The sequence below is a fragment of the Myxococcota bacterium genome (genome assembly GCA_035498015.1).
Taxonomy (GTDB): domain Bacteria; phylum Myxococcota_A; class UBA9160; order SZUA-336; family SZUA-336; genus VGRW01.
In genome coordinates this window covers 1-12,534 of record DATKAO010000092.1, presented here as the reverse complement: position 1 = coordinate 12,534, position 12,534 = coordinate 1, and the positions used below count along the sequence as shown (strand labels likewise).

Here is a 12,534-nt window from a genome sequence, read left to right as displayed (position 1 = left end):
GACTCAAGCCGCGCGGCGGCGGACCGTTGGGAGAAGCATTACCGTCCTCCCCCCGTCCAAGCCGAGGATCGATGAAACCTTCCTCCGTCTCCTGGAACCTGTCGGACTTCCTGACCCGCTATCGCCCCGCGCTGGTGATCCTCACCGGCGAAGCCCGAGGCCTCGAGTACCGCCTCGACCAGCCCCGCACCGCGCTCGGCCGCGGCCCCGGAGTCGACCTCGCCCTGAACGATGAGTCACTGCGCACCCGGCACGCGCTCGTCGAGTTCAAGAGCGGCGGCTTCGTGCTGCGCCACGCCGACGTGGAAGGCGAGCTGCCCGCCGCGCTCGAGCTGAAGGACGGCGATCGCTTCCACCTGGGCCGGCTCGAGCTGCAGTTCACGCTCGAAGCGCGCGACTAGGCGGAGAGCTCCGCCACTCAGTAGCCTTCGAAGTGCTTCGCGGCCTGGTAGGCGAAGTACACGCTCGCGACGTGGATCGGGAAGCCGGGCACCAGGATCGCCCAGTAGCCGAACATGGTCGCGAGGAACCAGCCCAGCCCGGCGCCGAGGCGGCCCGCGTAGATGTGTCCGAGGCCGGGAACCAGGACGGAGAGCACGGCCGCGAGCCCGGGGCTCGGCACGCGCTCGCTGCGCTCCATGGGATAGTCGTAGCGGTCGTGGGGCATGGTCGAGTCCTCCTCGGGGGCTTTGAGCAAGGGGTATGCCCGGCGCGGCGGCGTGACACGGACGCGCGGCCTACGGCGGTGCAGCGAGGCGGCGACACGCAGGCGCCCGGTTGCAGCCTCGACACCCCCGATGTGACTCTCGGGCGATGCCCGAGCTTCCCGACGTGGAGGTCTACCTCTCGGCGCTGGCGCAGCGTGTGCGCGGCGCGCGGCTCGAAGCCTTGCGCATCGGGCAGCCGTTCCTGCTGCGCACCGTGGACCCCAAGCCGGCAGAGCTCGTGGGGAAGAGCGTGCGCGAGCTGCGGCGCGTGGGAAAGCGCATCGCGCTCGGCTTCGACGACGACTTGTGGCTCGTGATCCACCTGATGATCGCGGGCCGGCTGCACTGGACCCCGCCGGACAAGAAGCCGGCGCGCCGGCCGCTCTTCGAGCTGCGCTTCGCGACCGGCACGCTCACGCTCACCGAGGCCGGCTCGAAGCGCCGCGCCTCGCTGCACGTGCTGCGCGGCCCCGACGCGCTGGCCTCCGTCGATCCGGGCGGCATCGAGCCGCTCGAGACCGACGTCGCCGGCTTCGCGCGCGCGCTGCGCTCGGCGAATCACACGCTCAAGCGCTCGCTCACCGACCCGCGGCTGATCTCGGGCATCGGCAACGCCTACTCCGACGAGATACTCCACCGCGCGAAGCTCTCGCCGATCGCCATGACTTCGAAGCTCGGCGACGCCGAGATCGAGCGCCTGCTCGATGCGACCCGCGCGGTGCTGCGCGAGTGGGTCGAGCGACTGCGCGCGCAGGCCGGCGCGGGGTTCCCCGAGGGCGTGACCGCCTTCCGCCCCGAGATGGCCGTCCACGGCCGCTACCGCAAGCCCTGTCCGGTCTGCGGCTCGCCCGTGCAGCGCATCGTGTACGCCGAGAACGAGACCAACTACTGCGCGACCTGTCAGACGGGCGGGAGACTGCTCGCGGACCGCGCGCTGTCTCGACTGTTGAAGTCGGACTGGCCCCGCACCCTGGAGGAGATGGAGGCGCTCCGCTCGCGGTAAGCTTCCGCCATGCGGGAGCCGGTCGACCGTTTCTCGCGGTGGCTCCCGTGGGCGGCGCTCGGCTTGGTGCTGCTCGTGGTGGTGGCCGTGCGCGTGCGCCTCTTGACCGTCCCGCTCGAGCGGGACGAGGGCGAGTACGCCTACATCGGGAGTCTCTTGCTGCACGGCGTGCCGCCCTGGGCTGAGGCCTGGAACATGAAGTGGCCCGGCGTCTACGCGCTGTACGCGCTCCTGATCGGAGTCGGCGGGCCGAACGTCGCCGCCATCCACGCGGGCCTGCTCGTCGCGAGCGCATGGAGCGCGCTCGCCTGTGCGCTGCTCGCGCGGCGCTGGTTCGGGGATGGCGCCGCCGCCGTGGCCGGAGCGGCCTGCGCAGCGGCGAGTGTCTCGCCCGCGGTGTTCGGGCTGTGGGCTCACGCCGAGCAGTTCGCGGTGGCGGCGGCGCTCGCGGGGCTGCTGCTCGCGCAGCATGCCCGTGGCCGCGGCGGGCTCGCCGGCGCGGGTCTTCTGCTCGGCGCGGCCGTGGTCGTGAAGCAGAACGCGGCGCCGCTCGCGCTGTTCGGCGCGCTCGGAGTAACGCTGACCCACGCGCGCGGCCGGCGCGCCGAGTCACTCGCTCGGCTGGGCGCGTTTGGCGCAGGCATAATCGCAATGCCGGCCGTGACTCTCGCGGGTCTGTGGGCGGCGGGAGTCTTTCCGCGCTTCTGGTTCTGGACGGTGACTTATGCCGCGAGCTACGGCTCGCAGGTGTCGCTCGGGCGTGGTCTGGGCGACCTCGAGCTCGCGCTGCGGCGGCTCTGGCACGACCAGGCGGTGTGGTGGGCCGCCGCGGCATTGGGGCTCGCGGCGCCGCTGTGGAACGCCGAGCTGCGCCGCGGCGTCGGGTTCGGGGCGGCACTGCTCGCGGCGGGACTGGTCGGCGCGAGCCTGGGCTTCTACTTCCGCCCGCAGTATTTCGTGCTGGCGCTGCCGGGCCTCGCGCTCCTGGCCGGCGCCGGCGCGCAGGCGCTGCCTCTGCGCTCGCCGCGCGCGCACGGCTGGGCGTGCGCGGGGCTGGCCGCGGCCGGGCTCGTGACACCGATCGGTGTACGGTCCGACGTGCTCGTGCGCGCCACGCCCGACCAGGCCTCGCGCGCGGTGTACGCCCTGAACCCCTTCCCGGAGGCCGTGGTCCTGGGGCGTGAGATCGCCGCCCGCACCCGCCCGGGCGACCGGATCGCCGTGCTCGGCTCGGAGCCCGAGATTCCCTTCTACGCCGGCCGGCGCTCCGCCACCGGCTACATCTACGCCTACCCGCTGATGGAGCCGCAGCCCTACGCGCGGGCCATGCAGGAGGAGATGGTCGCGCAGCTGGAGGCGGCGCGGCCCGAGATCCTGGTGTGGGTGAACGTGTCCACCTCCTGGCTCATGCGCGCGGAGTCACCGCACGTGCTGCTCGACTGGGCGGCGTCGGCCGCCCAGAGCGACTACGACGCGGTCGGCGTGGCCGACATCCTGCCCGGCGGCACGCGCTACGTGTTCGGCGAGGCCGCGCGCAGCTACCAGCCGGAGTCGAAGTACTGGGTCTCGGTGCTGCAGCGGAGGCAGCCGTGAGCGGCCCGCTGCCGTGCCACCCGGAGCTCGCGCCGGCGGCGTCCACGGGGCGCTGGCTGGTCTGCCCCGCCTGCCACACGCGCGTGCGGCGCGGCGCCGGCCCGGCCGAGCGCTACGGCGACGACTATCCCGCGGCGCGCGGCCACCACGATCCGGCCGTCGGCCGCTGCAAGGTGCGCACGCTCGAGCGCTGGCTGGGCGCGCTGGGAGTGTCTCCGGCGGGACTCACCGTGTGCGAGGTCGGCTTCGGCGGGGGCGCGTGTCTCGCGGCGCTACAGGCGCGCGGCGCGTTCGTGCTGGGACTCGAGCCGGTGCCCGCCAACCGCGCGCATGCGGAGTCACTCGGCGTGCCGCGCGCGTGCCTGTTCGCTGCCGCGCCCCTACCCGCGCTGCCGCGCCCGCCCGATCTGTGGCTGTTCCAAGACAGCTTCGAGCACGTGCCCGACCCGAACTCCCTGGCCGCGTGGATCGCCCGGCAGTCCGCGCCGTCGGCCGCCGTGCTGATGGTGCTGCCCGATGCCGACTCGTGGAGCCGCCGCTGGATGGGGCCGCTCTGGCTGCACGACGTGCCCGACCACCTCGTGCACTACACGCGCGGCGGCGTGGCGGCGATCTTCGGCCGCGCCGGCTTCCGCATCACCCGCGAGTTCCGACCCGTGAAGCTCGTGTCACTCGCCATGGTCTGGAGTCACTTGCGGCTGCTGGCGGGCGCGCCCGCGCCGGCGCGAGAAAACGCCCGCGACTCTGCGCGGGTCTGGTTCAATCTGGGCGAGATGGGTCTGTGGCTGGAGCGTCATGACGGTCGACGACAAGCAGCGGATTGACCGCTGGCTCGGGGCCTGGCTGCTGGTGCTGCTGCGCCCGCTGGCGCAGCTCACCGGCCGCTTCATGCAGCGCGACCACTCGCCGGCGCCGCAGGGCGAGATCGTGTTCCTGAAGCTCATGGGCGGCGGCAGCCTGCTGATCGCGCTGCCTGCGCTGCTCGGCGTGCGCCGCCGCTACCCCGACCACGCGCTCACGCTGGTGTGCGGGTCACCGGTCGCGCCGTTCGCCGAGCTGTGCGGCGTGTTCGACCGCGTGGAGCGGGTCGAGGACCGGCGCGGGCTGGCGGCGCTGTTGTGGAGCACGGCGCGCGTGCTCGCGCGCCTCGTGCGGCGGCGCGTCGACACGGTGGTCGACCTCGAGGTGTACTCGCAGCTCAGCACGGTGTTCTCGCTGCTCACGCTGGCCCGCAATCGCATCGGCTTCTACGTGGAGAGCACGTACTGGCGGCGCAACGTGCTCACGCATCTGGTGTTCTTCAACCGCGCGCGCGGCGTGTTCCACTTCTACGCGGCGGCGGCCGCGCTGCTGGGCGCGCCGCCGGCCACGCGTGGCGACGTGAGAGCTCACCTGCGCGCGCGCCTGGGCCCGGTGACTCACGCGGGCGAGTACTTCGCGCTGGGCGCCGGCTGCTCGGACTTCGCCTCGGTCCGGCAGCTGCCGGCCGCGGAGTGGCGGGCCTGGGCGCAGGCGCGGCGCGGCGAGCTGGCGGGCCGCCTGTGGCGCTTCCTGGGCGACGCGCGCGACCGCGCCGTGGCCGAGGAGGTCGCGGCTGCGCTGCGCGACGCCCTGGGCGGCGAGCTCCAGCACGAGAACCTGTGCGGCCAGCTCACGCTCGGCGAGTCACTGGGCGTGCTCGCCCACGCCAGCCGCTTCTTCGGCATCGACTCCGCGCTGGTGCACGCGGCACGCGCGCTCGGCGTGCCGAGCGTCTCGTTCTTCGGGCCGACCGACCCCGCCACGTTGCTGGAGCCGATCGAGGGCTACAGCGAGACGGTCCACTACCGGCCGCCGATCTGCTCGCCGTGCCTGCACGTGGCCCAGGTCCCGCCGTGCAAGGGCGAGAACGTGTGCATGCGGCTGTTCACGCTCGACCGCGTGCCCGCCACGCCCTGGTGCGAGGACGCGTCGGGCAGGAGCGTGCTGCCGGCGCGGGGCCCTGCGTGAAGCGCGCGGACGCGGGCTTCTGGATCGGCGCGGGTGCGCTCGCCGCGGGCACGCTGGCGGCGCGCGCGGCGATCTGGCTGCTGCCCGCGACGGGCGGCGACGTCGCGCGCGCGCGCGAGCTCGGCATCGTGTCGGTGTCGATCCTCGCGGGTCACTCGAAGTCCGCAGAGTCACTGGCCTACGCCGTGGGCATGGCCGTGGCGCTCGCGGTGGGCCTGGGCATCTGGGCGGTCTGGGCGCGGCCACGCGAGCCCTGGGTCGCGCTGCCGCGCGGGCCGAAGCTGACCTGGCTCGAGCTGCTCGCGGTGACTGCACTGTTCGCGCTGCTGTTCGCGCGGCCGTGGACCGCGCGCTCGTCCTGGGCCAATCCGTTCATGCTGTTCTCCGAGGAAGGCGAGGCGCTGGCCTGGGTGAACACGGTGCTGCGCGGAGAAGTCCTGTCGCGCGACACCTTCTGTCTCTACGGGCCGCTCGCCACCTGGCCGACGTCGTGGCTGTTCCGCGTGGCCGGTCCCTCGCTGGGCTTGTGGCGGATCTGGGTCTTCGCGCTCGACGCCCTGGCGCTCGTGGCGACTTACTGGCTCGTGCGCGAGCTCCTGCGCACGCGCGCCGGTGCGCTCGCTGCGACGCTGGTCGTGGGGCTCTTGTGTGCGCCCGCGCTCCCGGCCATGAGCTGGTGTCTGGCGCGCGTCGGCCTCGGCCTGGCGGCGCTGGCGGCCCTCACGCGCGGGCGGCCCGGGGTCTCGGGCGCGCTGCTCGCCATCACGCTCGGATTCAGTCAGGAAGTCGGCGTCGCGTGCGCGGCGGGCGCCGGCGCGGCCCTGCTCGCCGCTCGTGAGCCGTGGCGCGTGTGGGCGCGCCTGACCGTGGGCGCGGCTGCGGTGCTGCTCCCGATCGGCGTCTATCTCGGCGCGGTCGGAGCGCTGTCCGCGACCCTCGACAACCTGTTCGTGTTCCCGCGCACGCGCCTGCTCGGCTTCGGCGCCCTGCCGTTCCCCGCGCTCGAGCCCACCGCGGAGTCACTGCGCGCGTGGTTCGCGCCGGCGCTGCTCGTGGTGGCCGGCTTCGTCGCGGGCACGAAGCTCCTGCGGGGAGCGCGCGATCCGCGCACGCGCAGCGAGCTTGCGCTCGCCGTGTTCGGGGCGCTCTTGTTCAGCGGCGCGCTGTCGCGGCCCGACGACACGCATCTCGCCTTCGCCGCGCCGCCCGTGCTGATCCTGCTCGCGGGGCTCTTGGAAGAGGCGGCGCTCGGGCTGACCACGCCCGCGTGGCGAGTCGCCTGCGCCGCGGGCGCGCTCGCGGGCACGCTGGCGCTCGCGCCCTGGACGAGCGTCGCGCTGGCCAACGCGCAGTCACTGTGGCCGGCCACTCCCACGGGCTATCGCGTGCTCGACGTGGCGCGCGGCGGCGGCGCGAGCATGCCGGCGGAGATCGCCCTGCACCTCGAGACCATCACGCACGTCCTGCAGGCGCGGGTGCGCCCCGACGAGCCCTTTCTGGCCTTCCCGAACGAGGCGCTGCTCTACTTCCTGGCCGACCGCCCGCAGCCCACGCGCTTCCCGATGGCCATCCTCGCAGTGACTCGCGAGCAGCGCCAGCAGCTGGTGGCCGATCTGGAGCGCACACGCCCGCACTACGCGGCGGTGTACCGCTACGCCGATCCGGTCGACGCCATCGGCTATCGCAAGGCAATTCCCGAGGTGATGAGCTACCTCGACGCCACCTACGAGTTCGAGGAGAGCTTCGGCGCGTTCGAGCTCTGGCGCCGGAAGGACTGACCGCCCATTCCCCCGTCGAGCCACACCGCCAGCGCGATGCCCGGCAGCGCCGCCACGAAGGCCGCCGCGAAGAACGCCGGCCAGCCGAGCTGCTCCGCCAGCCAGCCCGCACCCGAGGCCAGGAAGTTGCGCGGAACCGCCGTGAGCGAGGTGAACAGCGCGAACTGAGTCGCAGTGAACGACGGGTGACAGAGCGTCGAGAGATAGCCGACGAACGCGGCAGACACGAGCCCGCCGGTGAAGTTCTCGACGAAGATCGTGAGCGTGAGCGCGCGCAGGTCGTGACCCGCATAGGCCTGCACGATGAACGCCAGGTTGCCGAGCGCGTGGACCACGCCCGCAGCCACGAGCGCGCGCGAAACCCCCAGCCGGAACGCGAACGCGCCGCCCGCCGCGATGCCCGCCATCGAGGCGATCACGCCGAACACCTTGGCCACGCTCGCGATCTCGTCGTTCGAGAAGCCCAGGCGCACGTAGAACGGGCTGGCCATGCCGCCCGAGAGCGCGTCGCCCATGCGGTACACCAGCATGAACACGAGCAAGAGCCAGGCACCGGGCCGCGAGAGAAACTCGCGGAACGGCTCGATCACCGCGCTGGCCAGGAACGAGTCACTCCGCCCGCGCAGGTGCTCCGGCTCCGGCGAGACGAGCGCGGTCACGACGCCCACGCCCGCGAGCGCCGCCATCGCGAGATAGCTCAGCGGCCAGCCGTAGTGCTGCGCCAGCGAGAGCGCGAACGCGCCCGAGGCGATCATGCCGAGGCGGTAGCCCCACTGAGTCGCCGCCGCGCCCGCGGACTGCTCCTCCTTCGTGAGCAGCTCGATGCGGTAGGCGTCGATAACGATGTCCTGACTCGCGGACAGGAATGCCACGAGCGCGGCCAGCCCGGCCGTGCGCCACGGCTCGAGCGCGGGATCGGTGTGACCCAGCGCCGCGATCGCGCCCATGAGCCCCAGACCCAGGAGCACCAGCCAGGCGCGCCGCTGCCCCAGGCGCGCGCCGAGCCATGGCACGGCCAGCGCGTCGAGCAGCGGCGACCACAGGAACTTCAGGCTGTACGCGAAGCCGACCAGCGCGAACAGGCCGACGTCCTTTAGTGACACACCCGCCCGCGTGAGCCACACCTGCAAGCTCGCGCCCGTGAGCGCCAGCGGCAGACCGCTGGCGAAGCCCATGGCCAGCACCGTCAGCTGTCGCGGGTTGCGATAGGCGGCGAGCACCTCACGAGGACGCATCTGGCATCCTCATCGGCGCGTTCCTACGACGGATTGACGAGAAAGGTGCCGAGCCGGAAGCCCCGGCTCGACGCCAGCGCCGCCGCGGCGGTCACCGGCTTCTCGAGCTCCGCGAAGCGCCCGCCGTCGACCGCGAAGCGCGCGCACGCCTCGGCGTCGGGGGCGTCGAAGTCCACGCGCTGCGCCTCGCGCACGTCGTCGTGCTCGTAGGTGGCCACGTACCACGCGCGGCCGGGCTCGAGCGGCACGGCCTTCACCACGAGCGCGTCGTGGCGCACGATCGCGAGCCAGCCCACGTCGCCGTCGCGCGGCACGATGCCCGCGATGCGCGGGGTCTGCAGGGCATCCTTCTCGAAGTCGAGCGCGAGCAGCACCGAGGCGAGCGCGTCGCGCGCGGGCACGCCGAGCGCGAGCTTCTCGGCGATCGGATCGGTCTGACTGCCGTTGGTCGCGACGGCGAGCTCGCGCGCGACGCGCACGCAGTTGTAGGCGATGTACGGGTTCTTGTGCAGGTCGCCCTCGTGCCCGGGCCGCGGCACGACCGCGAGCCGGCCCTCGACCTCGACGGCCATCCGATTCGGGAACGAGCGCGACGATACGCGGTACAGAGCCGCGTTCATGCCCGCGCGAGTGCGACCCACGGCGACGATCCGTCCGACGTACATGCGCTAACCTCCGGCGGGGAGCCCGGCGATCATAGCCAGAAACGTCTTGATCGCATGGGCACCTACCCATGCTCCGAGGGTCACATGGCCGCCTATCTCCACGACGCCGTCCTGCTCTATCTCGACAAGCTCGTCGACTGGGACGACTACTACGCGCGCCGCAAAGGGGACGGCGCCGACCTCGGAGCCGAGCGCGGCGCGCTGCGCAGCCTGCTCGAGACCGCCGCCGAGATCTGCACCAAGATCGAGCCCGAGGCGCGCGCCGGCTGGTGGGAGCCCGCGAAGCTCTCAAACGGCGAGGTCGTGCACCCCGAGCACGTGCGCCACGGCTACGAGCTCTTGCGCGAGGCGGGGCTGGTGAGCGTGGGCGTGAGAGAGCGCTTCGGCGGCTTCGAGCTGCCGACCTTGATCGCGAACGTCCTCATCCAGATGGTGGCGCGCGCCGACGCCGCGCTCATGACGGTGATGGGCCTGCAGGCGGGCGTCGCCGAGGACATCCAGCGCTACGCGCCCGACGAGCTCGCCGAGCGCTACCTGCCGCGCTTCGTGTCCGGCGAGGTGCAAGGCGCGATGGACCTGACCGAGCCGCAGGCCGGCTCCGACCTGGGCGGCATCGTGACTCGCGCGTACGAGGAGAACGGCCGCTCGTTCCTCGACGGCCAGAAGATCTTCATCACCAACGGCGGCGCCGAGATCCATCTCGTGCTGGCACGCGACGCCGAGACCTTCGAGCAGTCCAAGGGCACGACCAAGGGTCTCTCGCTCTTCATCTGCCCGCGCACGCTGCCCGACGGCACGAAGAACCGGGTCAGCGTCGAGAGACTCGAGCACAAGCTCGGACTGCACGGGTCTCCGACCGCGGTCATGCGCTTCGAGCGCGCCGAGGCCTGGCGCATCGGCACCCGGGGCGACGGCTTCAAGGCCATGCTCGACCTGATGAACAACGCGCGCCTGGGCGTAGCGGCGCAGGGCATCGGCATCGCCGAAGCCGCGGTCGAGGAGGCCGTGCGCTATTCGCACGAGCGCAAACAGTTCGGCATGCCGATCGGCGACCAGCCGCTGATGAAGAATCTGCTCTCGCGCATGATCGTGTCACTCGAGGGCAGCCGCTCGCTGCTCTACCGCGTGTCGGCGCTGATCGACCACTCCAACGCCCTCCGCTCGAGCCTGCAGCGCGACAAGACGATCTCGGCGTCCGAGCGGGGCGAGCTCGAGCGCGTGATCGAGCGCAACCAGGTGCAGATCCGCCTGTTCACGCCGCTCGCGAAGTTCCTCGCGACCGAGAGCTGCGACGAGATCACGCGCGCCGCGATCCAGGTGCACGGCGGCGTCGGCTTCATGGCGGAGAGCGTCGCGGGCAAGCTCCACCTCGACGGCATCATCACCACGATCTACGAGGGCACGAGCGAGATCCAGGTCAGCTTCGCGCTGAAGGAGATCGGCAAGGGGGCGCTCGCGATCGTGTTCGAGGAGCTGCGCAAGGAGCTCGGCGCGCTCACCCAGCCCGTGCTGAAGTCGTTCGCGGAGCGGGTCGTGGCCGGCATCGAGCGCATCGAGCAGTCGGCGCACGCGCTGCTGAGTGACTTCGGCTACGCGCTGCTCTCGGCGCGCGCGGTCGCCGAGATGGTGATCTCGGTGATCGTGTCCTCGGAGCTGCTCCGTCAGGCCGAGCACGCCCCCGAGCGCACGGAGCTCGCCGCGCGCTGGATCTTCGTGAAGATGCTCGAGCTCGAGAGCCAGGCGCGGCGCGTGATCGACGGCGACGCCGGCCGCATCGAGCGCTGCGAGAAGATCGTCCGGCTCTGGGGCTAGCTCGCGCTTCGAGCCCGGAAGGCCTGCCAGCGCTCCACCCCGAGCTTCGCCACCAACAGCGCCTGCAGCGGGACCATCGGCAGCAGGTAGTGCATCTGCTTGCTCGGCACGAACGACCAGGCGACCAGCAGCGCGACAAGTGAGAGCGCGAGAAAGCGCGCCCGCGGGTCTCTGGCGAAGCCGCGGCTCCGCCACGCCTCCCAGAGCAGCCAGGGCAGCAGGAGACCGGTGGCCGCGCTCTGCAGCGGGAAGCGCGGCCAGTAGTACAGGAATGGCCGCAGGTGAGTCGCGTCGCGCCCGGCGGCATGGACTCCGAGCGGACCGATGAGATACTCGCGGAACATCCCGAGCGCGTCGGGCACGCGCCAGAGCATGAGCGCATACCACGAGAGACTGATCGCCAGCGCCAGGAGCCCCCAGGCCAGCACCGCGGGCCGGAGCGCCAGGCGGAGCGCGCGTTGCAGCGCGAGCCACGCGCCGATCGGCGCAAACACGTCGACGAGGCCCGCGGTCGCCTTGGTGAGAAACGCCAGCCCGACCAGCGCCGCCAGCACGGGCAGGAGGCGGCGGTCGCGCGTGCGCCAGAGTGTCTCGAACGCAGCCAACGCTGCGAAGACCAGGAGCGTCAGCAGCATCTCGGCGTCGCCGACGCGGCCCTGCGCGTAGAGGAGCGCGCTCGCGCCCAGCGCCCCGGTGCTGGCCAGCGCGGCCGGGAAGCCGCCGAGCGAGTGACCCGCTGCGAACACCGCCGCGGCCAGAACGAGCGCGATCACTCCCGACAGCCAGCGCAGCGCGGAGAGCGCGGGCGCGCCGGTCAGCTCCACCGCCGCCGCGCCGGCCCAATAGAAGAGCGGCGGCTTCTGCAGGCGCGGCTGGCCGTCGAGCCGCGGCACCAGCCAGTCGCCGCTCCGCACCATCTCCTGGACCACGCCCAGACAGCGCTCCTCCGACGAGCGCCAGAGCTTGCCCCGCGCCGAGCCCACGAACAGACCGGCGGCGATCGCGCCGAACAGCGCGAGCACGAGCAGGCTGCGGCGCAGAGTCACGCGCGCCTCGCGAGGCGCGCGAGCGAGGAGCCCGCGAGCAGCGCAAAGAACGGCAGCATGGGCAACAGGTAGTGACGCCCCTTCTGCGGGATCAGCGACCACACTGCGAACAGTGAGACGAAGCTCGTCGCCGCGAAGCGCAGCGTGGGAACCCCGCGCCAGAGCTTCGATTGCACGCCGTCCCGGAGCACGAGCGGCAGGAGTAGCACGGCGGGAAGCGCCGCGCCGAGAAAGCGCGGCAGGTACCACCAGACCGGGTGGTAGTGGTCGCTCGCCAGGTCACTGTGGCCCGCGCCCAGCGGAACGAAGAAGAACTCGCGCAGGTGCGGCGCGGCTTCGGGCACGCTGAGCAGAGCCGCCGCGTACCAGGCGAGCGACGCGCATGCGGCCACACCGGCCCAGGCGAGCGCGCGGGGCCGGAGCAGCGCACCGAGCCGGCGCTCGGCCGCGAGCCAGGCCAGCGCCGGCACCGCCACGTCGACCAGCGCGGCGGTCGCCTTGGTGAGGAACGCCGCGGTGAAGAGCGCCGCGAGCACCGGCAGCCAGCGCAGCTCGCGAGTCACCGCGAGTCTCTCGAACGCGGCGAGCGCGGCGGTGGTGAAGAGCACCAGCAGCATGTCGGCCGTGCCCAGCCGGGCCGAGAGCCAGAACTGCGCCATGGCCGCGAGCGCCGCCGCCGCGGCGAGCCCGCTCGCCGGCTCGAGCG

12 protein-coding genes are annotated in these 12,534 nt (G+C 72.6%); 7 read left to right on the top strand and 5 right to left on the bottom strand.

Annotated features, from left to right (window positions below; all coding sequences use genetic code 11):
- Nucleotides 1-71 precede the first annotated feature (71 nt).
- On the top strand, nucleotides 72-401 hold the full coding sequence (locus VMR86_07580; GenBank protein ID HTO06906.1) for an FHA domain-containing protein: 330 nt from the start codon (nucleotides 72-74) through the stop codon (nucleotides 399-401).
- Between the two features lie 17 nt (nucleotides 402-418).
- On the opposite strand, the gene VMR86_07575 is transcribed toward VMR86_07580, so the two are convergent.
- Nucleotides 419-667 (bottom strand): hypothetical protein, encoded by a 249-nt coding sequence (locus VMR86_07575; GenBank protein ID HTO06905.1) that lies wholly within the window; start codon nucleotides 665-667, stop codon nucleotides 419-421.
- Between the two features lie 146 nt (nucleotides 668-813).
- On the opposite strand from VMR86_07575, the gene VMR86_07570 reads away from it, so the two are divergent.
- The 5 genes from VMR86_07570 to VMR86_07550 are packed head-to-tail and all read left to right on the top strand — an operon-like array spanning nucleotide 814 to nucleotide 7,070.
- Nucleotides 814-1,710, top strand: coding sequence for a DNA-formamidopyrimidine glycosylase family protein (locus VMR86_07570; GenBank protein ID HTO06904.1), 897 nt, complete (start codon nucleotides 814-816; stop codon nucleotides 1,708-1,710).
- 9 nt (nucleotides 1,711-1,719) lie between these two features.
- Nucleotides 1,720-3,303 carry a hypothetical protein gene (locus VMR86_07565; protein HTO06903.1) on the top strand — a complete coding sequence of 528 codons (1,584 nt, stop codon included), beginning with the start codon at nucleotides 1,720-1,722 and terminating at the stop codon, nucleotides 3,301-3,303.
- Complete coding sequence (locus VMR86_07560) at nucleotides 3,300-4,127, top strand: methyltransferase domain-containing protein (protein HTO06902.1); 828 nt, start codon at nucleotides 3,300-3,302, stop codon at nucleotides 4,125-4,127. Before VMR86_07565 ends, VMR86_07560 begins: the two co-directional genes overlap by 4 nt.
- The gene (locus tag VMR86_07555) at nucleotides 4,099-5,292 is read left to right on the top strand and encodes a glycosyltransferase family 9 protein (GenBank protein HTO06901.1); all 1,194 of its coding nucleotides are present in this window, start codon (nucleotides 4,099-4,101) and stop codon (nucleotides 5,290-5,292) included. Before VMR86_07560 ends, VMR86_07555 begins: the two co-directional genes overlap by 29 nt.
- Nucleotides 5,289-7,070 carry a hypothetical protein gene (locus VMR86_07550; protein ID HTO06900.1) on the top strand — a complete coding sequence of 594 codons (1,782 nt, stop codon included), beginning with the start codon at nucleotides 5,289-5,291 and terminating at the stop codon, nucleotides 7,068-7,070. Before VMR86_07555 ends, VMR86_07550 begins: the two co-directional genes overlap by 4 nt.
- Here the strand turns inward: VMR86_07550 and VMR86_07545 are convergent.
- Nucleotides 7,016-8,305, bottom strand: coding sequence for an AmpG family muropeptide MFS transporter (locus tag VMR86_07545; GenBank protein HTO06899.1), 1,290 nt, complete (start codon nucleotides 8,303-8,305; stop codon nucleotides 7,016-7,018). The two genes, VMR86_07550 and VMR86_07545, sit on opposite strands and share 55 nt — an antisense overlap.
- A 23-nt stretch (nucleotides 8,306-8,328) precedes the next feature.
- On the bottom strand, nucleotides 8,329-8,970 hold the full coding sequence (locus VMR86_07540; protein ID HTO06898.1) for an IMP cyclohydrolase: 642 nt from the start codon (nucleotides 8,968-8,970) through the stop codon (nucleotides 8,329-8,331).
- Nucleotides 8,971-9,024: 54 nt separating this feature from the next.
- On the opposite strand from VMR86_07540, the gene VMR86_07535 reads away from it, so the two are divergent.
- Nucleotides 9,025-10,782 carry an acyl-CoA dehydrogenase family protein gene (locus VMR86_07535; GenBank protein HTO06897.1) on the top strand — a complete coding sequence of 586 codons (1,758 nt, stop codon included), beginning with the start codon at nucleotides 9,025-9,027 and terminating at the stop codon, nucleotides 10,780-10,782.
- Here VMR86_07535 and VMR86_07530 read toward each other — a convergent pair.
- The gene (locus VMR86_07530; protein HTO06896.1) at nucleotides 10,779-11,828 is read right to left on the bottom strand and encodes a glycosyltransferase family 39 protein; all 1,050 of its coding nucleotides are present in this window, start codon (nucleotides 11,826-11,828) and stop codon (nucleotides 10,779-10,781) included. The two genes, VMR86_07535 and VMR86_07530, sit on opposite strands and share 4 nt — an antisense overlap.
- Nucleotides 11,825-12,534, bottom strand: a 710-nt coding sequence (locus VMR86_07525; protein HTO06895.1) for a glycosyltransferase family 39 protein, incomplete at its 5' end; no start/stop codon positions are given. The genes VMR86_07525 and VMR86_07530, both read right to left, overlap by 4 nt.